General features: G+C 70.4%; 20 protein-coding genes and 1 tRNA gene. 16 read left to right on the top strand and 5 right to left on the bottom strand.

Features of this window, described 5'->3' with window-relative positions; genetic code table 11:
• Nucleotides 1–10 precede the first annotated feature (10 nt).
• Nucleotides 11–2,593: a transglycosylase domain-containing protein gene (locus ASE14_RS06195; RefSeq protein ID WP_235511126.1), complete on the bottom strand. Its 2,583-nt coding sequence runs from the start codon at nt 2,591–2,593 to the stop codon at nt 11–13.
• Nucleotides 2,594–2,766: 173 nt separating this feature from the next.
• Here ASE14_RS06195 and ASE14_RS06190 point away from each other — a divergent pair, with 173 nt between their 5' ends.
• Nucleotides 2,767–2,994 carry a hypothetical protein gene (locus ASE14_RS06190; protein WP_056652364.1) on the top strand — a complete coding sequence of 76 codons (228 nt, stop codon included), beginning with the start codon at nt 2,767–2,769 and terminating at the stop codon, nt 2,992–2,994.
• Complete coding sequence (locus ASE14_RS06185; protein ID WP_056652361.1) at nt 2,994–3,464, top strand: RidA family protein; 471 nt, start codon at nt 2,994–2,996, stop codon at nt 3,462–3,464. The genes ASE14_RS06190 and ASE14_RS06185 overlap by 1 nt, the downstream gene beginning before the upstream one ends.
• An 80-nt stretch (nt 3,465–3,544) precedes the next feature.
• On the opposite strand, the gene acs is transcribed toward ASE14_RS06185, so the two are convergent.
• The gene (acs, locus tag ASE14_RS06180; protein WP_056652358.1) at nt 3,545–5,497 is read right to left on the bottom strand and encodes an acetate--CoA ligase; all 1,953 of its coding nucleotides are present in this window, start codon (nt 5,495–5,497) and stop codon (nt 3,545–3,547) included.
• Nucleotides 5,498–5,962: 465 nt separating this feature from the next.
• Here acs and ASE14_RS06175 point away from each other — a divergent pair, with 465 nt between their 5' ends.
• The 5 genes from ASE14_RS06175 to ASE14_RS06155 all read left to right on the top strand — a co-directional run bounded on the left by ASE14_RS06175 (nt 5,963) and on the right by ASE14_RS06155 (nt 9,091).
• On the top strand, nt 5,963–7,090 hold the full coding sequence (locus ASE14_RS06175) for a TadA family conjugal transfer-associated ATPase (protein ID WP_082600255.1): 1,128 nt from the start codon (nt 5,963–5,965) through the stop codon (nt 7,088–7,090).
• 8 nt (nt 7,091–7,098) lie between these two features.
• The gene (locus ASE14_RS06170) at nt 7,099–8,073 is read left to right on the top strand and encodes a type II secretion system F family protein (protein WP_056652356.1); all 975 of its coding nucleotides are present in this window, start codon (nt 7,099–7,101) and stop codon (nt 8,071–8,073) included.
• 121 nt (nt 8,074–8,194) lie between these two features.
• The gene (locus tag ASE14_RS06165) at nt 8,195–8,371 is read left to right on the top strand and encodes a DUF4244 domain-containing protein (RefSeq protein ID WP_235511402.1); all 177 of its coding nucleotides are present in this window, start codon (nt 8,195–8,197) and stop codon (nt 8,369–8,371) included.
• A gap of 16 nt (nt 8,372–8,387) precedes the next feature.
• Nucleotides 8,388–8,696 carry a TadE family type IV pilus minor pilin gene (locus ASE14_RS06160; protein ID WP_235511125.1) on the top strand — a complete coding sequence of 103 codons (309 nt, stop codon included), beginning with the start codon at nt 8,388–8,390 and terminating at the stop codon, nt 8,694–8,696.
• Nucleotides 8,697–8,707: 11 nt separating this feature from the next.
• Nucleotides 8,708–9,091, top strand: a complete 384-nt coding sequence (locus ASE14_RS06155) for an Rv3654c family TadE-like protein (RefSeq protein WP_235511124.1) — start codon at nt 8,708–8,710, stop codon at nt 9,089–9,091.
• 78 nt (nt 9,092–9,169) lie between these two features.
• Here the strand turns inward: ASE14_RS06155 and ASE14_RS06150 are convergent, their stop codons facing one another.
• Nucleotides 9,170–9,406: a hypothetical protein gene (locus ASE14_RS06150; RefSeq protein WP_056652348.1), complete on the bottom strand. Its 237-nt coding sequence runs from the start codon at nt 9,404–9,406 to the stop codon at nt 9,170–9,172.
• A 209-nt stretch (nt 9,407–9,615) separates the two neighbouring features.
• Between ASE14_RS06150 and topA the strand changes: the two genes are divergently transcribed.
• The 5 genes from topA to ASE14_RS06125 all read left to right on the top strand — a co-directional run bounded on the left by topA (nt 9,616) and on the right by ASE14_RS06125 (nt 16,036).
• The gene (gene topA / locus ASE14_RS06145) at nt 9,616–12,444 is read left to right on the top strand and encodes a type I DNA topoisomerase (RefSeq protein WP_082600253.1); all 2,829 of its coding nucleotides are present in this window, start codon (nt 9,616–9,618) and stop codon (nt 12,442–12,444) included.
• A complete protein-coding gene (gene tmk, locus ASE14_RS06140) occupies nt 12,441–13,061 on the top strand; it encodes a dTMP kinase (protein WP_056652342.1) in 621 nt (206 codons plus the stop codon). The genes topA and tmk overlap by 4 nt, the downstream gene beginning before the upstream one ends.
• Before the next feature lie 43 nt (nt 13,062–13,104).
• Nucleotides 13,105–14,304 (top strand): DNA polymerase III subunit delta', encoded by a 1,200-nt coding sequence (locus tag ASE14_RS06135; RefSeq protein ID WP_056652338.1) that lies wholly within the window; start codon nt 13,105–13,107, stop codon nt 14,302–14,304.
• Nucleotides 14,301–15,881 carry an alpha/beta hydrolase gene (locus tag ASE14_RS06130; protein ID WP_082600251.1) on the top strand — a complete coding sequence of 527 codons (1,581 nt, stop codon included), beginning with the start codon at nt 14,301–14,303 and terminating at the stop codon, nt 15,879–15,881. Before ASE14_RS06135 ends, ASE14_RS06130 begins: the two co-directional genes overlap by 4 nt.
• Before the next feature lie 79 nt (nt 15,882–15,960).
• Nucleotides 15,961–16,036 (top strand) — tRNA-Thr (locus ASE14_RS06125).
• A 137-nt stretch (nt 16,037–16,173) separates the two neighbouring features.
• On the opposite strand, the gene ASE14_RS06120 is transcribed toward ASE14_RS06125, so the two are convergent.
• Both ASE14_RS06120 and ASE14_RS06115 read right to left on the bottom strand, forming a co-directional pair.
• Entirely contained in the window at nt 16,174–17,019 is an 846-nt protein-coding gene (locus ASE14_RS06120) for an SGNH/GDSL hydrolase family protein (protein WP_056652331.1), read from the bottom strand.
• Nucleotides 17,016–17,855 (bottom strand): SGNH/GDSL hydrolase family protein, encoded by an 840-nt coding sequence (locus ASE14_RS06115; RefSeq protein WP_056652328.1) that lies wholly within the window; start codon nt 17,853–17,855, stop codon nt 17,016–17,018. Before ASE14_RS06115 ends, ASE14_RS06120 begins: the two co-directional genes overlap by 4 nt.
• Before the next feature lie 80 nt (nt 17,856–17,935).
• On the opposite strand from ASE14_RS06115, the gene ASE14_RS06110 reads away from it, so the two are divergent.
• The 4 genes from ASE14_RS06110 (at nt 17,936) to ASE14_RS06095 (ending at nt 22,079) form a co-directional block, all read left to right on the top strand.
• Entirely contained in the window at nt 17,936–18,919 is a 984-nt protein-coding gene (locus ASE14_RS06110) for a Gfo/Idh/MocA family protein (RefSeq protein WP_056652325.1), read from the top strand.
• A 64-nt stretch (nt 18,920–18,983) separates the two neighbouring features.
• Nucleotides 18,984–20,558: a D-alanyl-D-alanine carboxypeptidase/D-alanyl-D-alanine-endopeptidase gene (locus ASE14_RS06105; RefSeq protein WP_235511122.1), complete on the top strand. Its 1,575-nt coding sequence runs from the start codon at nt 18,984–18,986 to the stop codon at nt 20,556–20,558.
• 112 nt (nt 20,559–20,670) lie between these two features.
• Nucleotides 20,671–21,273 carry an isochorismatase family protein gene (locus tag ASE14_RS06100; protein ID WP_056655896.1) on the top strand — a complete coding sequence of 201 codons (603 nt, stop codon included), beginning with the start codon at nt 20,671–20,673 and terminating at the stop codon, nt 21,271–21,273.
• Complete coding sequence (locus tag ASE14_RS06095; protein WP_056652322.1) at nt 21,270–22,079, top strand: alpha/beta fold hydrolase; 810 nt, start codon at nt 21,270–21,272, stop codon at nt 22,077–22,079. The genes ASE14_RS06100 and ASE14_RS06095 overlap by 4 nt, the downstream gene beginning before the upstream one ends.
• The last annotated feature ends 52 nt before the right edge of the window (nt 22,080–22,131 follow it).

Below are 22,131 nucleotides of genomic sequence, written 5' to 3'. Positions count from 1 at the left end.
GGAACGACGGCTAGTCGTCGCCGGGAGCGGTGCCGCCCCCGCCGAGCTTGCCGACCGTGATGGTGATCTGGTCACCGGGTTTGGCGAAACCGCCGCCCGCCGGGTTCTGCGAGAGGACCACGCCGACCTTCGTCGGGTCGACGGTGTTCTCGTTCTGGCGCTGCACCTTGAAGCCGGCCTGTTTCAGTGCGGCCTCGGCCTGGTCGCCCGTCATGCCGACGACGTCCGGCACGCCGGTCATCGAGCCGTTGCTCGTGAAGATCCGGATCGTGGTTCCCTTGCCGGCCTGACCGGTCGGGTCGGTGCCCGACACCGTGCCTGCCGGCAGGTTCGAATCCTGTTGCCCGCCGTCTTCGGCGACGAAGCCCGCGGTCTCGATCGCCTGCTTCGCGGCGTCGAACGAGAGTCCGGAGACCTGCGGGATGTCGACGAGCACCTGCTTGAACGCAGACTGGTCGGGCTTCGTGAAGTCACCGCCGCCGTACTTCTCGTCGGCGAGCGTCATGATCGACTTCCACATGCGGTGGCGAGCCGTGGCGACCGGGCCGCTGTCCCAGTCGTCGAGGCGACGCTGGTCGGCCTCGCCGGTGACGCTGCCGACCCAGACCGCGGTGGCGACGCGAGTGGAGGCGCCGTTCATCCAAGTGTCCTTGTTGTCATCGGTCGTGCCGGTCTTGCCGATGTGCGGCACGCCGGTGTACGTGTTCGATGCGCCCGCGGTGCCGCCGTTGAAGGTCTGGGCCATCGCGTACGACATGCCGGCGGCGACGTTCGGCGCGACGGACTGCGTGCACGTCGAGGCAGGCGGCGCCACCGGTTCGCCGTTGGCGTCGGTGATCGCGGTGATCGCGATCGGCGAGCACGTCGACCCGTTGTTCGCGATGCCGGCGAAGGCGTTCGCCATGTTGAGGGGCGAGACCTCCTCGGTGCCGAGCACGGCGGAGGGCTGGAACGTCCATTCGGGTTCGGAGACCGGCGTGCCGAGCGGATTGCCGTCGGCCCGCTTCACACCGAAGGCCTCGGCGGTCGCCTTGATCTTGCAGAGGTCGAGCTGTTGCGCCATGGCGACGAACGAGGTGTTCACCGAGTACTTCGTCGCGTCGACGGCGTTGTTCGCTGATCTCCCATCGTCGTTCTTCGGATCGAAGGAGCCGTGCCAGGTGCCGTTGCAGCTGTCGGGGAAGGAGGTGAAGACGCGGCGATTGCCGTTGAAGGACTCACTGAGCGAGTGGCCTTCGTTGAGCCATTCGCCGAGGGTGAACACCTTGAACGTCGACCCGGGCTGGAAGCCGTTCGAGCCGCCGTACGCGTAGTCGGTCGCGTAGTTGATCGATTCGAACTCGGCGCTCGAATTGAGCTGCTCCTCGTCTTGCGAGTACTTCTTGTTCTGCACCATCGCGAGGACCTTGCCGGTGCCGACCTCGACACTCACCGCGACCGAACCGACGTCGAATCGCTCGTCGACCATCGGAACGTTCTCAGCCATCGCCTGCTCGGCACGGGCCTGCAGGTCGAGGTCGAGGGTCGTGTCGATGTCGAGGCCGCCGGTCCGGAGCATCATGGAGCCCTCGTTGACATCGGTGGTCGCAGGGTCGTCGTAGTGGTTCTTGATGACCCATGTGACGTAGTCGCAGAAGTACGTCGCAGCCCCGGGGGCGGTCTGGCAGCCGGTGCTCGGCGCGGTGATCGCCGGGGCGACCGGCGTCGCGACCGCGGCCGCGTGCTCCTCGGCCGTGATCTTCTTGTACTCGAGCATCTTGTCGAGGATGTAGTCGCGACGATCCTTGTTCAGCGCGTACGGCACCACCTCGCCCTTGACGACGGTGGCTGCGCCGTTCTCCTCGTCTTCGGGCTGGTCGAGGCGAAGCGCATCCGGGAAGTTCACGATGGCGATGAGGCTCGCGGCCTCGGGCAGTGCCAGGGTCGCCGCCGTCTTCCCGTAGTAGTACTGGGCTGCCGACTCGATGCCGTACACGCGCCCGCCGAACGCGGCGATGTTCAGGTAGCCCTTCAGGATCTCGTCCTTCGGGACCTCCTTCTCGAGGGCGATCGCGTAGCGGATCTCCTTGAGCTTGCGCGAGACGCTGACCTCGGTCGCCTCGTCGTAGGCCTTCTCGAACTCCTCCTGGTTCGTCGCCTTCTTCGTGTTGTTGTTGATCAACACGTTCTTCACGTACTGCTGCGTGATCGACGAGCCACCCTGGGTGTCCTCGCCGGTGAACGTCTTCAGCGCTCCACGGATCGTGCCCTGGATGTCGACGCCGCCGTGTTCGTAGAAGCGCGGGTCCTCACCTGCGACCGCGGCGTCCTTCACGTACTGGCTGATGGCGTCCCAACCGACCTCTTCGCGGTTGTCGTCGAAGAACGATGCGAGCAGCAAGCGCGAGCCGTCGGCCTGTGTCGCGTAGATGTTCGACTTCTGCGACAGCTCGCCGGGCTGCAGGTAGCCGGGCAGGTTCTCGAACATCGTGATGCTGTTGTTCGCGGCCATGCCGGTGACGGCGAGGGCCGGAGTCACTGCGGCGGTGACGAGCACGCCGGCGAGAGCGCTCATGCCGACGAAGCCGAGGATTCCGGCGCCGACGTCGCTCATCGTACGTTTTTGGGCAGACATATAGTGGAGCTTAACGGAGAAGGCTGACAAATCCCGCTATGCAGGCTGAACGCGGCATCGCGGCGGAGGCGCGCCGATGCGCGGGAATTCCGCGCTCCGCCGACACCGGCGCAGCGCGCGATCGACGCGAAGCGACAGAGAGACGAGGAACCATGACGACCTGGGAGTACATCACCACTCCGCTGATGATCCACAACACGGCGGCGATCCTGAACAACTGGGGCTCCGAGGGCTGGGAGCTCGTGCAGATCGTGCAGGGGCCCGAGGGCGGCCTCGTCGCCTACTTGAAGCGCCCGACCGGCGGCGAGTCGTCGGCCGCGGCATCCGCGGGCGCAGCCGCCGCTGCGCAGGCCGCCAAGCAGTTCGAGGGACAGGCCTGATGGCCGCCGTCGAGGCGCGTCTGGCCGAGCTCGGCATCGCGCTGCCCGACGTCGCGCCGCCCGTCGCCGCGTACGTGCCCGCCGTCGTCACCGGCGCCCACGTCTACACCTCGGGCCAGCTGCCCTTCACGGCCGGCGCACTGCCGGCGACCGGCAAGGTCGGCGACGGTCACGGGCTCGTGCCGGCCGACGATGCGAAGGCGTACGCCCGCACTGCGGCGCTCAACGCCCTCGCGGCCGTGCGTGCCGAGATCGGCTCGCTCGACCGGGTCACCCGCATCGTGAAGCTGGTCGGCTTCGTGGCATCCGACCCGTCGTTCTCCGGCCAGCCGGGCGTCATCAACGGCGCATCCGAGCTGCTCGGCGAGATCTTCGGCGACGCCGGCCGCCATGCCCGTTCGGCGGTCGGGGTCACGGTCCTGCCGCTCGACTCGCCGGTCGAGCTCGAACTGGTGGTCGAGTTCGCCTAGCAGAGCCTCACCACGAACGACGGATGCCGCGTCGGGATCGCTCCCGACGCGGCATCCGTCGTTTCGAGGCCGTTGAGCGGCTACTTCACCTGCTCGCCGATGACCTGCATGATCGAGGTGTCGGCGAGCGTCGTCGTGTCGCCGATCTCGCGGCCCTCCGCGAGGTCGCGGAGGAGGCGTCGCATGATCTTGCCCGAGCGCGTCTTCGGCAGCTCGTTGACGATGAACACCTGACGGGGCCGGGCGATCGCGCCGATCTGCTGGGCGACGTGCTTGCGCAGTTCGTCGCTGGCCGCCGCGACGTCGGTCACATGGTCGGCCTGGCTGGCCTTCAGGATCACGAAGGCGACGACCGCCTGGCCCGTCGCCTCGTCGGAGGCGCCGACGACCGCTGCTTCGGCCGTCCACGGGTGGGCGACGAGCGAGGACTCGATCTCGGCGGTCGAGAGCCGGTGGCCCGAGACGTTCATGACGTCGTCGACGCGGCCGAGCAGCCAGATGTCGCCGTCCTCATCGCGGCGGGCGCCGTCGCCGGCGAAGTACTTGTCGCCGAACTTCTCCCAGTACGTCTCCTTGAAGCGTTCGGGGTCGCCCCAGATGCCGCGCAGCATCGACGGCCACGGCTCGGTGATCGTGAGGAGTCCGCCGCCTTCGCCCTCGATCGGGTTGCCCTCGTCGTCGACGATGTCGATCGAGATGCCGGGCACCGGAACCTGCGCCGAACCGGGCTTCAGGTCGGTGATGCCGGGCAGCGCCGAGATCATGATCGCGCCGGTCTCGGTCTGCCACCACGTGTCGACCACGGGGATCGAGCCGCCGCCGATGACGTGGCGGTACCAGATCCATGCCTCGGGGTTGATCGGCTCGCCGACCGAACCGAGAAGGCGCAGCGACCGCACGTTGTAGTCGCGGACGACGTCGCGTCCCTGCTTCATGAACGAGCGGATGGCGGTGGGCGCCGTGTAGAGGATCGAGACCCGGTACTTCTCGATGATCTCCCACCAGCGGCCGGGGTGCGGCGTGTCGGGCGTGCCCTCGTAGAGCACCTGCGTGGCGCCGTTGGCGAGCGGTCCGTAGACGACGTAGGAGTGACCGGTGATCCAGCCGACGTCGGCCGTGCACCAGTAGACGTCGCGCTCGGGATGCAGGTCGAAGACGTTCTTGTGCGTGAACGCCGCCTGCGTGAGGTAACCGCCCGAGGTGTGCAGGATGCCCTTGGGGTTCCCGGTCGTGCCCGAGGTGTAGAGGATGAACAGCGGGTGCTCGGCGTTGAAGCCCTGTGCCTCGTGCTCCGCGTCGACGGCGGCGAGCTGTTCGCTCCACGACACGTCGCGCCCCTCGACCCAGTCGATGTCGCCGCCCGTGCGGTCGACGACGAGCACCGAGCGAACGGTGGTCTCGGCGGCCGCGATGGCCTCGTCGACCGTCGGCTTCAGCGGGAACGCCTTGCCCTTGCGGTAGCCGCCGTCGGCCGTGATGACGACCTCGGCCTGCGCGTCGTCGATGCGGGACTGGAGGCTCTTCGACGAGAACCCGCCGAAGACGACGGAGTGCACGGCGCCGATGCGGGCGCACGCGAGCATCGCGATGACGGCCTCGGGGATCATCGGCAGGTAGATCGCGACCCGGTCGCCGGCCTGCACGCCGAGTGCGAGCAGCGCGTTCGCCGCGCGCTTGACCTCGGCGGTCAGCTCGGCGTAGGTGATCGAGCGGCTGTCGCCGGGCTCGCCCTCGAAGTGGAGGGCGACGCGATCGCCGAGCCCGGCCTCGACGTGCCGGTCGAGGCAGTTGTACGCGACGTTCAGTTCGCCGTCGTGGAACCACTTGGCGAACGGCGGGTTCGACCAGTCGAGGGTCTGGGTGAACGGGGTGCTCCAGGAGAGGAGGCCGCGGGCCTGGTCGGCCCAGAAGCCGAGTCGGTCGGCCGCTGCGTCTTCGTAGAGACGCTCATCGGCGACGGCCTGGGCGGCGAACTCGGGGCTCGGGCGGAATCGCCGGATCTCCTCGAGCGCGTGATCGATCTGAACGGTCATGGTTCTTCAGTCGCTCCTTCGCGAGTGTTCTTCGGATGGGTCGCCTGCCCCACGCAGCACACTACCCGCCGCTCCGATGAGGTGAGGAATCCTGCCGTCGTGTAGCGTCGCAGATGGATTTTCCGGTCGAAGGGCGCGCCTTCCTGTGTCCAAGCGCAGAGATTTCTGTGTGTCGGCACAAATGAGGACAAAAAATGCTTGCGCATCCTTCCGCAAGCCGTATGCTGAGTACCGCCCGAACACTCGTTTCGTGGCCTGCAGCGCTCGCGATTCCCCCCAATCCTTGCGCTGCCGAGGCGGCACCTGTTCCCCCCAATGGGTGCCGCCCCCTTTTGTTAAAGAAGCATCGCCCTGTCGGCGTTGCATCCGATCGAGTCCTCCTCCACAACGGCGTGGGGGAGGCTCTTTCCATATCCGCGGTCGAGCGGATGCCTCGGGTGCCGAGTCGTTTCCTACGCTCGCGACATGACTCATGCCTTCGTGGCGTCGCCGTCCTGGCAGCGCGAACCACTCGTCCCGCCGGCTGCCGAGCGCGCGTTCGGTCCTCGGGACGCCGGCGGCTCGCCGTCGCGCGCCCCGGCGGCTCCCGACGCACCGCGCGATGCGCAGCTCGCTCGCGACCTCGATGCGGGTCGCAGCTCCGCGTCGACGGACGCGGTGCACCGGCCAGGGGCGGATCTGTCCGTGCTCGGGCCGCTCGAACCGTTCGCCCTCGACGGACCGGTCACCGATCTCTTCGTGAACGGCGATCGCGGCCTCTGGATCGATCGCGGCGGCGGCGCGGAGCGCGACGACGGCTGGACGGCCGACGAGGCCGAGGTGCGCGCGCTCGCCGTGCGTTTGATCGCGCGGGGCGGGCGGCACATCGACGAGGCGACGCCCGCGGTCGATGTGCGCCTCGGCGCCGGCATCCGGGTGCACGCCGTGCTGCCGCCCGTGTCGGCGGCAGGCACCACGATCTCGGTGCGCGTTCCCCGGCCCGGGGGATTCCCGCTCGCCGCCCTCGCGCGGGCCGGCATGGTCGACGCCGCCCAGGAGGCGGTGCTGCGGCAGGCGGTCGGCGCGCGCAGGAACCTCCTCGTGACCGGGGCGGGCGGCACGGGCAAGACCACGCTGCTCGCGGCGCTGCTCGCCGAGGCGCCTGTGCACGAGCGACTCGTCGTCATCGAAGACGTCGCCGAGCTCCAGATCGACCACCCGCACGTGGTCTCGCTCGAGGCGCGGCAGGCGAACCTCGAGGGAAGCGGTCGTGTGGGGCTCGACGCGCTGCTCCGCGAGGCGCTGCGCATGCGACCCGACCGCCTGGTGGTCGGGGAATGCCGTGGGGCCGAGCTCAGAGAACTCCTCGCGGCGCTGAACACCGGCCACGACGGCGGGGCGGGCACGCTGCACGCGAACTCGCTCGCCGACGTTCCGGCACGGCTCGAGGCGCTCGGGTCGATCGCCGGCCTCTCGCCCGACGCCCTCGCGCGACAGACCGTGAGCGCCTTCGACATCGTGCTCCACCTCGAGCGCGTCGACGGCCGACGCCGACTCGCGCAGATGGGCCGTTTCGAGCAGCGCGACGACCGCCTCGTGGTCGAGGCGATGTGAGCGAGCGGATGCCGCGGCCCTCCCGACTCCTCCACCGCCTCGGGCTGCGACGGCGGCGCGACCCGGCCGCAGAGGTCGACGCGATCGCCGCCCTCACCGAGCGACTCGCCGTGCTGCTCGCGGCCGGCGTGCCCGCGGTGAGCGCGTGGAGCCACGTCGGCGCGGAGTCGGCGCCGGCGCCCGACGCGGAGGTGCTCTCGTTCGCGGCGTCGGCCGCGCAACGCGGTGACCCGGTTGCGCCGGCGATCGCCGAAGCGCTGCAGGCGCACCCCGGAGCATCCGCTGCCTGGCCGGTGCTCGCCGCGGCGTGGCGCGTGGCCGCAGAGTCCGGTGCACCGCTCGCGGGAAGCCTGCGGGAGCTCGCCGCGGTGCTCCGCGACGAGGCACAACTCCGCCGCGAGGTGCGTGCCGCGCTCGCGGGCCCGGCGGCGAGCGCACGACTCGTGATGGCGCTGCCCGCGATCGCGGTGCTGTTCGGGGCGACGCTCGGCTTCGACACGCTCGGCGTGCTCTTCGGCAACCCCATCGGACTCGTCTGCCTGGCGCTCGGCCTCGCGTGCCTGTGGGGCGGCCACCGGTGGAACACGGCGCTGGCCGCCCGCGCCGGGCGATCGCGCGCCGACGCCGGCCTCGAACTCGAACTGCTCGCGATCGCGATGTCGAGCGGAGTCTCGATCGACCGCGCACGAGCCCTGGCCCGCGGCACGATCGAGCGGTACGTGCCGCACGCCGGCGACGGCGCGGAGGTCGATGCCGTGCTGGGCCTCGCGGCGCGCGCCGGCGCCCCGGTCGCCGAGCTCCTCCGGGCCGAGGCGTTCCGGCTGCGCCGCGCGGCGCGGTCGGCCGGCATCGAACGGGCCGCCGCGCTCGGAGTGCGCCTGATGCTGCCGCTCGGACTGTGCGTCCTCCCGGCCTTCGTGCTGCTCGGCGTCGCGCCGCTCATGATCTCGGTCGTCACCGGCACCCTCGGCGGTGCCGTGTGACCCGACCCGACTCGTGCCACCCGACCGCCGGCGAGCCGGCACCACAGGAAGGAACACCATGCACGCGAACTCCAGTATCGAACGCCCCCGGGGGCGCACTCGTCGAGGCCGTGCGCGCACCATCGTCAGACGGATCGCCGTGCGGTTCGCCGGCGAGCGGGGTGCAGCAACCGCGGAGTACGCGGTGGCGACGATGGCGGCGGTCGGCTTCGCCGGCCTCCTCGTCATCATCCTCCGCGGAGACGAGGTGCGCGGCATCCTCACCGACCTTGTGCGGAATGCGCTCACGGTCGGCTGAGAGCGAGCGCGGGGGCGTGACCGCGGAGTTCGCGGTCGCGCTTCCCGCCATCGCGCTCGTGCTCGCCGCCTGCCTCGCCTCGGTGCAATTGGCGGCGCAGCAGGTGCGATTGACGGATGCCTCGGCAGACGCCGCCCGCGCACTCGGGCGCGGCGAATCCGCGGCCGAGGCGGGCGTCATCGCCGACCGCGTCTCGGGCGGGGCCGATCTCTCCGCGGCGATCGAGGGCGAGTTCGTGTGCGCGACGCTCAGCGCCTCCGGCGGCGGGCTGCTCGCGGCGATCGAGTTGCGCGCCGAGTCCTGCGCAGTGACGGGTGGCCGGTGATGCGCGCGCCGGTGTCGGCCGACGCATCGCGGCGTGACGCGCGAGTGCGCCGCGGAGACGAGCGCGGTGCGGCATCCGTGCTCGCCGTCGGCATCATCGGCGCGATGACCGCGCTCGCCGTGGCGTTCATCGGACTGCTCGGCGTCTTCGTCGTGTCGCAGCGGGCGTCCAATGCCGCGGACGCGGCCGCCCTCGCCGCGGCGGACGCGATCTCGGGCGCCGTGCCGGGCGTGCCGTGTCGACTCGCGGCCGCCATCGCTGCGCGCAACGGCGCTCGGCTCGATTCCTGCGAGGGCGACGGCCCCGCGGCATCCGTCACGGTCGTCATCGAGGCGGTGCCGGGGTTCTCGGTCACCGCCTCGGCGCGAGCGGGGCCTCCCGGCTGGATGGGGTGAACGTCGTCGCGGTCCGATCGCTCAGTCGAAGACGGTCTCCACGAAGCGGTCGTCGACCGTCTGGCGCGGTCCGATCGCTCAGTCGAAGACGGTCTCCACGAATCGATAGTCGATCGCGGTGGGTCGATCGTCGCCGGGCGCCGCGAACTCCATGCCGGCACCTCGGGAGTAGATGTAGTGCTTGCCCTGGTCGGTGTTCAGCTCGATGCGCGGTCGTGGATCTCCCGACTCGAGGAAGGCGGTGGCCACCGTCTTGCCCTCGAGTGGTCCGTCGATCAGCTTCGCCGTGTACGAGCCCGTCGTTGAGGTGTCCATGCGGGCAATTCTCCTCGGCGCCGCGCGAAGCGCAAGGGGTTCCGCGCGCGTCGTCGGGTCGATTCCGATTCGCCCGGTGCGCCTCCTCCCGGCCAGTGTGTGTATGGTGTGGCTGTCGGCGCAGCATTTTCGCCGGCTGATGGCACACCGCTCGGGGGCGCGGCTTCGAATGTGCGTTCTCGTCCCAATTGTCAACAAAGAGGAGTCTGGTGTCAGGCGCGAAAAAACTGGTCATCGTCGAGTCGCCCACCAAGATGAAGTCGATCGCCCAATACCTGGGTGACGGCTACGAAGTGCTGTCCTCCGTGGGGCACATCCGCGATCTCATCGAGCCGAAGAACCTGCCCGCAGAGCTCAAGAAGGGCCCGCTCGGCAAGTTCTCCGTCGACGTCGACAACGGCTTCGAGCCGTACTACGTGGTCTCCGACTCCAAGAAGAAGACCGTCGCTGAACTGAAGCGAGCGCTGAAGGACGCCGACGAACTGCTCCTCGCCACTGATGAGGACCGCGAGGGCGAGGCCATCGCGTGGCACCTGCTGCAGGAGCTGAAGCCCAAGGTGCCGGTGCGCCGCATGGTCTTCCACGAGATCACGAAAGACGCCATCCAGAAGGCGAAGGACAACACCCGCGATCTCGACACCGCACTCGTCGACGCGCAGGAGACCCGCCGGATCCTCGACCGCATCTACGGCTACGAGATCTCGCCCGTGCTCTGGCGCAAGGTCGGCCCCGGCCTGTCCGCCGGCCGCGTGCAGTCCGCAGCCACCAGACTCGTCGTCGACCGTGAGCGCGAGCGCCTCGCCTTCGTCGCCGCCGGCTACTGGGACCTCGCGGGGCGCTTCTCCGCCGAGGCATCCGAGGGCGCCACCTCGTTCGAGGCGAAGCTCGTGCGTCTCGGCGGCGAGCGCGTCGCGACCGGCCGCGACTTCGACGACGCCGGAACGCTGAAGAGCAAGGCCGTCGTGCTCGACGAGGCGACCGCAGCTGCGCTCGTGACCGCACTGTCCGACGACGCAGTCTCGCGCACCGTCTCCAAGGTCGAGTCGAAGCCGTACTCGCGTCGCCCGGCTGCCCCGTTCACGACGTCGACGCTGCAGCAGGAATCCGCCCGCAAGCTCCGCCTCTCGGCGCGCGACACCATGCGCGTGGCGCAGTCGCTCTACGAGAACGGCTACATCACCTATATGCGCACCGACTCGTCGTCGCTGTCGCAGCAGGCGATCACCGCCGCGCGGACGCAGGCGACCGCGCTCTACGGAGCCGACTCGATCCCCGACAAGCCCCGGGTGTACGTCGGCAAGTCGAAGAACGCGCAGGAGGCGCACGAGGCCATCCGCCCGTCGGGCGAGGTGTTCCGCACGCCCGCCGAGCTGGCGAGCGTGCTGCGCGGCAGCGAGTTCAAGCTCTACGACCTGATCTGGAAGCGCACGGTCGCCTCGCAGATGGCCGACGCGAAGGGCCAGACGGCCACGGTCACGATCGAGGTCGGGCCCACGGCAGAGGATGCCCCGGCTCCCGCCGAGGCGTCGGCGCCGGTCGGCGGCACGATCGCGGAGTTCACCGCGAGCGGCACGGTCATCACCTTCCGCGGCTTCCTCGCCGCATACGAGGAGAGCCGCGACGAGGAGCGCAACGCCGAAGAGACGCCCGGCGAGGCGAAGCTGCCCCCGCTGAAGGAGCGCCAGTCGCTCGCCATGGCCGACCTCGAGGCCAAGGGTCACGAGACGTCGCCGCCGCCGCGCTACACGGAGGCGAGCCTCGTGAAGCGACTCGAGGAGCTCGGCATCGGCCGCCCCTCGACGTTCGCCTCGATCATCTCGACGATCATGGACCGCGGATACGTCACGCAGCGCGGCCAGGCACTCGTGCCGAGCTGGGTCGCGTTCTCGGTCGTGCGGCTGCTCGAAGAGCACTTCGGCGACCTCGTCGAGTACGACTTCACGGCCGAGATGGAGGACGACCTCGACCACATCGCCGCCGGCGAGGCCGACCGCGTCGACTGGCTCTCGAGCTTCTACTTCGGCTCCGACAAGCACCGGGGTCTCCGCCAGGTCGTCGACAACCTCGGCGAGATCGACGCCCGCGAGATCAACTCGGTGCAGATCGCGGCCGACATCACGCTGCGCATCGGCAAGTACGGCCCGTACCTCGAGATCGTCGACGAGGGCGCGGCTCCCGACGCGGCGCCCCGACGGGTGAACCTGCCCGAGGGCCTCGCGCCCGACGAGCTCACCGAGGCGAAGGCCCGCGAGCTCATCGAGGCGCCCGTGCAGGAGGCCCGCGTGCTCGGCGTGAACCCCGAGAACGGCAAGGAGGTCGTCGTGAAGGACGGCCGCTTCGGACCGTACGTCACCGAGCTCGACCCCGAGCCCGTCGCGGCTCCCGAGGCCGAGGCCGCAGCGACCGTCGACCCGGCGACCGGCGAGGTGGTCGACGCGCCGAAGCCGAAGGCCAAGCGTGCCGCGAAGAAGCCCGCGGCCGAGAAGCCGCGCACCGCGTCGCTCTTCAAGAGCATGCAGGTGGCCGAGATCGACTTCGAGACCGCACTGAAGCTCCTGAACCTGCCGCGCGTCGTCGGTGTCGACCCCGAGACCGAGGTCGAGATCACCGCCCAGAACGGTCGCTACGGCCCGTATCTCAAGAAGGGCGCCGACACGCGCACCCTGCCGAGTGAAGACGCCATCTTCGAGATCGGCCTCGACGGAGCCCTCGAGCTGTTCGCGCAGCCGAAGTACGGCGCCCGCACTGCCTCGAGTGCGCTCAAGGAGTTCGACGCCGACCCCGTGAGCGGCAAGCCGATCAAGGTGAAGGACGGCCGGTTCGGGCCCTACGTCACCGACGGCACCACGAACGCGACCATCCCGCGCGCCGAGTCCGTCGAGGACATCACCTTCGAACGCGCCGTCGAGCTGCTGCAGATCAAGCGCGACAAGGGGCCGGCGGCGCCGCGCGCCAAGAAGGCCCCTGCGAAGAAGGCTCCCGCGAAGAAGGCTCCGGCGAAGAAGGCTCCCGCGAAGAAGGCGGCGACCGAGAAGTGAGCGGCGGACTCTTCATCACCCTCGAGGGCGGCGACGGGTCAGGCAAGACGACCCAGGCCGAGCTCCTCGGCGCGTGGCTCGTCGAGTCAGGGCGCACGGTGGTGCGCACTCGCGAGCCGGGCGGCACCGAGGTCGGCGTCGAGGTGCGCGAGATCGTGCTGCACCACCGCGGCGACATCGCGCCTCGTGCCGAAGCGCTGCTCTACGCCGCCGACCGGGCGCACCACGTCGCGACCATCGTGCGACCAGCGCTCGGGCGCGGCGAGGTCGTCATCCAGGACCGCTACATCGACTCGTCGGTGGCCTACCAGGGAGCGGGTCGCGTGCTCGATCCCGAAGCGGTGCGCGGGCTCTCCGAATGGGCGACCGAAGGTCTTGCGCCCGACCTGACGATCCTGCTCGACCTCGACGCCGCGTCGGCGCGCGCGCGACTCGACAGCGCGCGCACCCGCTACGACCGGCTCGAGGCTGAGGCATCCGAGTTCCACGACCGGGTGCGCGGCGCCTACCTCGAACTCGCGGCCGGCGAACCCGATCGGTTCCTCGTCGTCGACGCCGCATCGCCCGTCGACGAGATCGCCGCCGCGATCCGCGCCCGAGTGACCGGGCTGCTCTGATCACGCGGAGGGCATCGTCAGCCGCTGACGGTAGCGTTGAACCGTGAGCGTGTGGAGTGAGCTGACCGGGCAGGATGCTGCGATCGCGCTGTTCCGCGCGGCCGCCGAGTCCGCCGGTGTCGGCGGCGCCGACGGTGCCACGGGTGCCGGAGCCGCCGCTCAGCAGATGACCCACTCGTGGCTCGTCACCGGCCCGCCGGGGTCGGGCCGCTCGAACCTCGCCTACGCCTTCGCGACCGCCCTCATCTCGGGCCTGCCCGACGGCGACGAACGCACACGCGCCCAGGTCGACGCCCGCAGCCACCCCGACCTGCACGTGCTCGCGACCGAGGGCGTCATCATCAAGCGCGACGACGTGCGCGACATCGTGCGCCGCTCGCACTACGCGCCGTCGATCGGCCGGCACCGGGTCATCATCGTCGAAGACGCCGACCGCATGACCGAGCAGACCTCGAACTTCCTCCTGAAGGAGCTCGAGGAGCCGCCGGAGCGCACGGTGTGGATCCTCTGCGCACCGAGCGAGGCGGACCTCATCCCGACCATCCGCTCCCGCGTGCGCTCGGTGCGACTGCAGGTGCCGAGCATCGCGGATGTCGCGGCGCTCCTCGAGCGCCGCGATGGCGTCGATCCCGTGCTCGCCGAGCGGGCAGCCCGTGAGTCGCAGAGCCACATCGGCATGGCGCACCGGCTCGCCACGAACGAAGAGGCGCGGCGGCGCCGCTCCGAGACGCTCGAGCTCGCGCTCGCCGTTCGTTCCGCGTCCGGCGCGGTGACGACCGCCGCTCGCTTCATCGAGATCGCCGGCGAAGACGCCAAGGCGATCGGCGAGCTGCGCGATGCCGAAGAGCGCGCCGGCGCCCTGCACTCGCTCGGCGTCGCGCCGGGCCAGGCCGTGCCGAACGCACTGCGTCCGCAGCTGAAGGCGCTCGAGGACGACCAGAAGCGCCGCGCCACTCGAAGCCTCCGCGACGGCATCGACCGCATCCTCGTCGACCTCGCGTCGCTCTACCGCGACATCCTGCTCATCCAGCTCGACGCCGACGTGCCGCTCGTGAACCGCGAGCTCGAAGCGGGCATGCAGCGGGCCGCGGCATCCGCTTCGCCTGCTCGCACGCTCGCGACGCTCGACGCGATCCAGCAGGCGCGCACCCGCATCGACGGCAACGTCTCGCCGGCGCTCGCGCTCGAGGCGATGCTCGTCTCCGCCATCCGACGACCGACCACCGAACGAGGGGCCGCATGACCGACACGACCACCGCCAGACGACGGCGCCGTACTGAGGCTGTCGAAGGGATGCCGCGTGGCACGCGTGCCGTCGCGATCGTCGGCGCCCTCGCGGCCTTGCTCGCGCTGAGCGGCTGCGCGCCCTCGTTCCTGACCCCGCAGCAGCCGGTCTCGACGCCGACGGGCGAAGAGGTCGACGCCGAGCTCGAGCCGTTCTACAGCCAGGTGCTGAAGTGGGAGCCCTGCGGCGACGGCATGGGCTGCACCACGGCGAAGGCTCCGCTCGACTGGAGCGATCCCTCGGCCGGCGAGACGGAGCTCGCCCTCGTGCGCCACGTGGCGACGGGCGACAAGCTCGGCTCGCTGCTCGTGAACCCCGGCGGCCCGGGCGGCTCGGGCTACGACTTCGTGATGGACTCGCTCGACTACGCCGTCGGGCAGCCCCTGCAGGAGCGCTTCGACGTCGTCGGCTTCGATCCCCGCGGCGTCGGCCGATCGTCGGGTGTGGCCTGCTACGACGCTCCCGAGATGGACGAGTACCTCTACGGCATCACCCCCGGCGTTCGCGGCAGCGACGAGTGGATCGCCGAGGTCGAGTCCACCGAACGGGCCTTCGGCGAGGCCTGCGCCGAGAACACCGGCGCTCTGCTCGGCAACGTCGACACCGAGAGCGCGGCGCGCGACATGGACCTGCTGCGCGCGATCCTCGGCGACGAGCAGCTCAACTACCTCGGCTTCTCGTACGGCACGTTCCTCGGTGCCACCTACGCGGAGCTCTATCCCGACAAGGTCGGCAAGCTCGTGCTCGACGGCGCGATCGACCCCTCCGCCAGCGAGTCCGAGGTGTCCCAGGCCCAGGCCATCGGCTTCGAGAACGCGCTGAAGGCCTACCTGGAGTTCTGCCTCTCGGGCAGCGAATGCCCGTTCGACGGCACGGTCGACGAGGCCGCAGACGAGATCAGCCGGCTGCTGGCATCCGTCGAAGCAAGCCCGCTGCGCGGCACCGACGGCCGCCTCGTGGGCGCCGACACCCTCGTCACGGCGATCATCTACCCGCTCTACAGTGCGGACTCCTGGCCGTACCTGAACGACATGTTCGAGTCGGTGATGTTCGGCGAGGCCGACATGGCGCTCGCCTTCGCCGACGGCTACAACGGCCGCAGCGAAGACGGCACCTACCTCGACAACTCGGCCGAGGCGTTCACCGCGGTCAACTGCCTCGACTACACGTACCAGTCCGATGTCGCGGTGATGCGCGAGAGCGCGGCCGCGACCGCCGAGGTCGCACCGATCATCGGCCCGTACTTCGGGTTCGGTGACCTCGGCTGCGTGAACTGGCCCTACCAGGGCGACCGCGAACGCGCCGAGATCCACGCGGAGGGCGCCGCGCCGATCCTGGTGATCGGCACCACCGGCGACCCCGCGACTCCGTACGAATGGGCCGTCGCGCTCGCGGAGCAGCTCGAGAGCGGCGTGCTCGTCTCGTACGAGGGCGAAGGGCACACGGCCTACAACAAGTCGAACGCCTGCGTGAACGACGCCGTCGAATCGTACTTCCTCGACGGCACCGTGCCCGCCGGCGACCCGAAGTGCTGAAGGTGGTCAACGGAGCTCCCGAAACCCGCTAACATAGATTCTCGTGCCAGCCGGTGCGCCTCAAGCGCCCGGATGCCACGCCGCCTTAGCTCAGTCGGCAGAGCGTCTCACTCGTAATGAGAAGGTCGTGGGTTCGATTCCCACAGGCGGCTCCAATGGAAAGGCCCGGAGAGATCCGGGCCTTTCGTCGTTTCAGGATATTCAGGTCTTCTGGTCGCCCGCGCACACGAACGGCCCGGGGTCTCCGGGCCGTTCGCATCTCACGCGAGGAAGAACGCGTGTGGTTGAGGGGTCATGTGAGCGCCGGGCGCAGGGCGGCGGCGTATGCCTGGTACCCGCTCGCGTTGGCGTGGAACGAGTCGTTCGAGCGCAGCCAGCTCCAGTCGTTGATCCACGGCGCGGTGCTGCCGATGCCGTGCCCGGCGAATGGCGCCTCGACGTCGACGAACGTGGCACCGGCCTGGGCGGCGGCGGCCTCGATCGCGTCGTTCAGGGCGACGGTGCCGGTGTTGACCCGTGCCGCCCACTGGTACCGCGACGTCGGCGCGAACAGCAGCGGGTATCCGGTCACGACCACCCGGGCGGTTGGCGCCTTCGCGACGATCGCCGCGATCGCGTTGCGTACGTTCTGGGCGAGCACGCCGCTCTGCACGATGGTCTCTCCAGCGACGATGTGCGACTCGCACGTGCTGTTGACGAGCACGAAGCAGTTCTGCATCACGTTCGCGAATCCCACGTCGTTCCCGCCGGCCGTGAGCGTCACGCGTGCGACGTTCGCCGGAAGCGCGGGAACCTGCGTGGCGATCACGTCGGCGGTCGTCGCACCACGGCAGGCCGGCCGCGCGGCGAGCGCCAGGTTCGCATCGGCGTCCAGCAGAGCCGGATATCCCTTCGAGCTCGTGTAGCAGCTCGTCTCGAGGTAGCTGCCGGCGCCGAGGCCCGCCGCATACGAGTCGCCGAGAGCGGCATAGGCGAGCTGGGCGGTGCCGCCGTTGCCGTTCCCGTTCCCGTTGCCGCCGCCGGGCTTGCCCTTCCCTGTGGTGGCGGCGAGCGACGGCGACGCGACCGAGCCGAGGACGATCAGCGCGGTGAGCAGCGCTGCGGCGAGCGCGATGCGTGGCCGGGACGTCTCGATCACGGCAGGGCCAGGGCGGTGAGGAGCGCGTCCCGATAGGCGACGTAGCCGGCGGCGTTCGGATGCAGGAACGACACCGGGTCGCTCGGATCGGCCCCGAGCCACGGATCGGCGGTGCCGACGCCATGGCCGGCGAACCACAGGGTGACGTCGACGAAGCCCGCATCGACACCCGATGCCGCGACCCCGGCGACGCCCGCCTGGATCTGCGAGTTCAGCACGGCGGTGAGCACGTTCACCTGATCGGTCAGCGGACTGTACCCGGGTGTGAAGGGGATCGCGTAGCCGGTCACGAGGATCTCTGCTCCCGGGGATCGCGAGGCGACCGCTGCGACGAGCGTGCCCAGATCGATGGGCAACTGCCCCGAGACGAGATACGCGGTCGCAGTCGAGATCGCCGCTGCGCACGCTTCCACCGGAGCCGGCGGCGTGCACGCCACGAGGATGCCCGTGAGATCCACCTCGTTCGCGCCGACCGTGAGCGTCACGAGCGTCGTGCCGCGGTTCAGCTCGGGGAGTTGGGCGGCCGCGACCTCCGCGATCGTGGCCCCGCTGCACGACGGGTTGCGCAGCAGGTTGGTGCGCGGCTCGGCGTCGAGCAGTGCGGGGTACCCGTTCGGACTTCGGAGGCAGGCGTCGACATAGCCGCCGGCGCCCTGGCCGGCGGCGACGGAGTCGCCGAGGGCCACGTACTTGGCGACGGACGACGACGAGGAGGGTGATGCGGGGGGCGCGGCGACAGCCGGGCCGGCGATCCCCGCGGGGATCACCACGAGGGCGATGATGGCCGCGGCGGCACTGCCGATGACGCGGCCCTTCCATGCGAATACAGCCGTCATGGCTGAACGCTAGACCCATTCATGAGGATTCCGCAGGATCCCCGAACAGGGGGAGCTCCATGGCGGCATAGGCTGTCGGCATGACGGATCGACTGCGGTGGGGCATCCTCGCGACCGGCGGCATCGCGCACGCCTTCGCCAACGACTTGAAGCTCAACGGATTCACGGTGCAGGCCGTCGGGTCGCGCACGCAGGAGTCGGCCGACGCGTTCGCGGCGGAGTTCGACATCCCGAACGCGCACGGCAGCTATGAGGCGCTCGTCGCCGATCCTGAGGTCGACGTGATCTACGTCTCCACGCCGCATCCGATGCACGCCGCCGGCGCGACGCTCGCGCTCGAGGCCGGCAAGCACGTGCTCGTCGAGAAGGCCTTCACGGTCAACGCCGCCCAGGCGCGCGCCCTCGCCGAGCTCGCTGCGGCCAAGGGCCTGCTCGTGCTCGAGGCGATGTGGACGAGGTACCTGCCGCACATGGCGCGCATCCGCGAGATCATCGCGGCGGGCACGCTCGGCGACCTCCGCACGCTGATCGCCGACCACACGCAGCTGCTCTCCGACGACCCGGCGCACCGACTCAACTCGCTCGAACTCGGCGGCGGGGCGCTCCTCGACCTCGGCATCTACCCGGTCTCCTTCGCATGGGACCTCTTCGGCGCGCCGAGCACGATCCAGGCCTCCGCGACGTTCAAGGCGACCGGCGCCGACGCACAGGTCGCCGTGGTCTTCGGCTACGACGGCGGGCGCATGGCGGTCACCCACTCGGCGAGCAACGCGCAGGGTGCCAACACCGCCGTCGTGCTCGGTACGAAGGCCCGCATCGAGATCGACCGCGTCTGGTACTCGCCGACGACGTTCCGCGTCGTCTCCGCCGACGGCGCGATCCTCGAGGAGTACCACTCCGAGGTCACCGGCCGCGGCATGCACTTCCAGGCCGAAGCGGTCGAGCGGCTCGTCGCGGCGGGGACCCTCACCGGTGACTTGCTGCCGATCGACGAGACCGTGGCGATCATGGCGTCGCTCGACGAGATCCGCCGACAGATCGACCTGGTCTACCCGGGAGAATGATCGGCGGCACCGGTTTCCGCGCATGATCAGGTTCTCTTGAGGATGGCTCGCGTAGGATTCCCGGGTGATCGACGAGACGGATGCCGCGGGGGAGACCCCCGACGCCGGTGACGCCTCGGCCCCTGAGCCCTCGACCCCCGAGCCCTCGACCCCCGAGCCCTCGACCCCCGAGCCCTCGACCCCCGAGCCCTCGACCCCCGAGGTAGCCGCATCCCCGAAGTCGGGCGTGCTCGCAGCGATCGCGGCGTTCACCCGCAGGCACCGCCTCCCGCTCATGATCGCGGGCGGCGTCGTCGCCTTCGGGCTGATCGGTGCGGGCGCGGTCGCGGCCGGCATCGCGAGCAGCGGCGGCGGAGCGGCATCCGTCGCCCTCTCGACCCCGACGCCCACGCCGACGATCGACCCTGCGCGACCGGTGCCTGCGACGATCGCGGCGGCGAGCCGGCTCCGCACCTGCTCGGTCGCCGATCGAGCAGCCGACGGGCGTCTCGCGAACTTCCAGGCGCAGGTGATGAACGCCTCGACGGGCGAGGTGCTCTACGACCGCGGCGGCACGACCGCGTCGCGCACCGCGAGCGTCATGAAGGTGCTGACCTCCGCCGCCGCGCTCTCGGTGCTCGGACCCGACTACCGCACGCCGACGACCGTCGTGAAGGGCTCGGAGCCGGGCTCCGTCGTGCTCGTCGGAGGCGGCGATGCGACGCTCTCCCGCACGTCGAGCGGCACCGAGACCGTGTACCCGGGCGCGGCGCACCTCGACGACCTCGCCGCGCAGGTCGAAGCGGCGTGGGCCGCCGATCCGTCGAACCCGCCGCTCACGAAGCTCATCCTCGATGCGAGCTACTTCAGCGGCGACGAGTGGGAGCCGAGCTGGGCGCTCAAGGAGCGCGAGGACGGCTACATGTCGAACATGGCCGCGCTCATGGTCGACGGAGACCGCGACAACCCCGGTGCCAACACCTCGTGGCGCAGCGACGACCCGGTCGGCCGGGCCGGCGAGGCGTTCGCGGGCGAACTCGGCGGCATCGGCGTGATCGAGCGCGGCGTCGCGCCCGCCGGCGCGCAGCAGCTCGGCCAGGTGCAATCGCCGACCGTCGCGCAGCTCGTCGACAAGGCGCTCGTCGTCTCCGACAACACCGCCGCAGAGATGCTCGCCCGACTCGTGGCGATCGAGACGGGTGCAGGCAACTCCTTCGGCGCCATCAACGCCGGCGTGCTGCAGGGCCTCGCGGCCTACGGCATCGACACCACGGGAATCACGGTCGTCGACGGTTCCGGCCTCTCCGACAACAACGCCGTGCCGCCCTCGTACCTGACTCGGCTCTTCGTGAAGATCAACGCGCGCGAGGGCAACCTCGGCGTGCTCATGGACGGGCTGCCGGTCGCGGGCCAGCGCGGCTCGCTCGGCTACGACGACCGCTTCTCGGGCGACAACGCGGTCGCCGATGGCGCGGTCTCGGCGAAGACCGGATGGATCGACACCGGGTACACGCTCTCGGGCGTCGTGCGCGCGCAGGACGGCTCGACCCTGACGTTCGCGATCTACGCCCTCGGCGATGTCACCGACGAGGCGAAGCAGGCGATCGACACGCTCACGACGGGCTTCTTCCTCTGCGGCGACAACCTCTCCAACCAGTGACGGCGCGGTTCGCCGAGCGCTGAACTCCGCACGATGCCGACGGTCGCCGGAAGCTGGAAGAATGGATGCATCGGCCGAGCCGTGCCGTGAGAGACGCGCGAAGGAGCGAGCCATGACCCGCGCCCTGTTCATCATCGACGTGCAGAACGACTTCACCGAGGGCGGCGCGCTCGCCGTCGAGGGCGGAGCCGCGGTCGCCGCCGGCGTCACCCGCCTGCTCGAACAGCACCGAGACGAGTACACACTCGTCGCGGCATCCCGCGACTGGCACTCGGGCGAACACGACAACGGCGGCCACTTCGCCGGCGATGCCGATCCCGACTTCGTCGACACCTGGCCCGTGCACTGCGTCGAGGGCACACCGGGCGCCGAGTACCACCCCGATTTCGACACCTCGGCCGTCGACGTGCACATCCGCAAGGGGCAGGGCGTGCCTGCGTACTCGATCTTCGAGGGCACGGATGACGCCGGCGCGAGCGTGACCGACGTGCTCGCCGCCCGGGGCATCACCGACATCGACGTCGTCGGCATCGCCACCGACTACTGCGTGCGGGCGAGCGTGCTCGACGCGGTGGAGCACGGTCAGCACGTGCGCGTCTTCACCGACCTCATCGCGGGGGTCGCTGCGGAGTCGTCGGCGGCCGCGCTGGCCGAACTCGGCCATGCCGGCGTCGTCATCGCCGAGTCGACGGTGCTCGACGAGGCCGCCTCGTGAGGCAGGCCGGCCCGGCTGCGACACCGACCCTCTACGCCGAAGCCCCCGACGGGGTGCTCATCGGGTATCGCGTGCACGCGGCCGAGTCGGCCGAGTCGGCCGGTGCGGGCGGGGAAGCGGATGCCGCGCTGCCGCCGGTGCTCCTCGTGCACGGCTTCGCCTCCGATGCCGCGATCACCTGGGACGGCACGGGCTGGGTGCGCGCCCTCGAAGACGCCGGCCGCACCGTGATCACGCTCGACCTGCGCGGCCACGGCACGAGCGACAAGCCCGTCGATGCCGAGTCGTACGCGCCCGAACTGCTCGGGGCCGACCTCATCGCGGTGCTCGACTCGGCCGGCGCCGAGGTCGTCGACGTCATCGCCTACTCGATGGGCAACCGCGTGGTCTCCGCGTTCGCGACGAGTGCCCCCGAGCGGGTGCGCCGGGTCGTCGTGGGCGGCGCCGGACCGAACGAGCTCTTCGCCACGTGGGCGATCGACGACGCGAGGGCCGTGCTGCTCCGCGACGAGGCGCCGCGCGACCCGGTGATCGAGCAGGTGCTCCGCCCCGCGATCAGGGCGGGCGCCGACCGCGAAGCCCTCCTCGCCGTCATCGAGGGCGTCTCCGGCGCGCCGCTGGCGATTCCGGGCGGCATCCCCGTGCTCTTCGTCGCCGGTGAGAACGATCCCGTGCCAGTCGGCGCCCAGGAGCTCGCCCGCGAGTGGGGCGCCGATTTCGTCTCCGTGCCCGGTCGCGACCACGTCTCGACGCTCACGTCACGGGCGTTCAAGTCCGCGGCGATCGCCTTCCTCGCGACGGCGTGACCACGGAGCGGGCCGGCGACGAGCGCTCGCCCGCCCCGCGGTTCGGGTGAGG

It is taken from the genome of Agromyces sp. Root81, from assembly GCF_001429165.1.
Lineage (GTDB): Bacteria > Actinomycetota > Actinomycetes > Actinomycetales > Microbacteriaceae > Agromyces.
The sequence above is the reverse complement of the archived record's forward strand: the minus strand, read 5'-3'. Positions and strand labels throughout refer to the sequence as shown.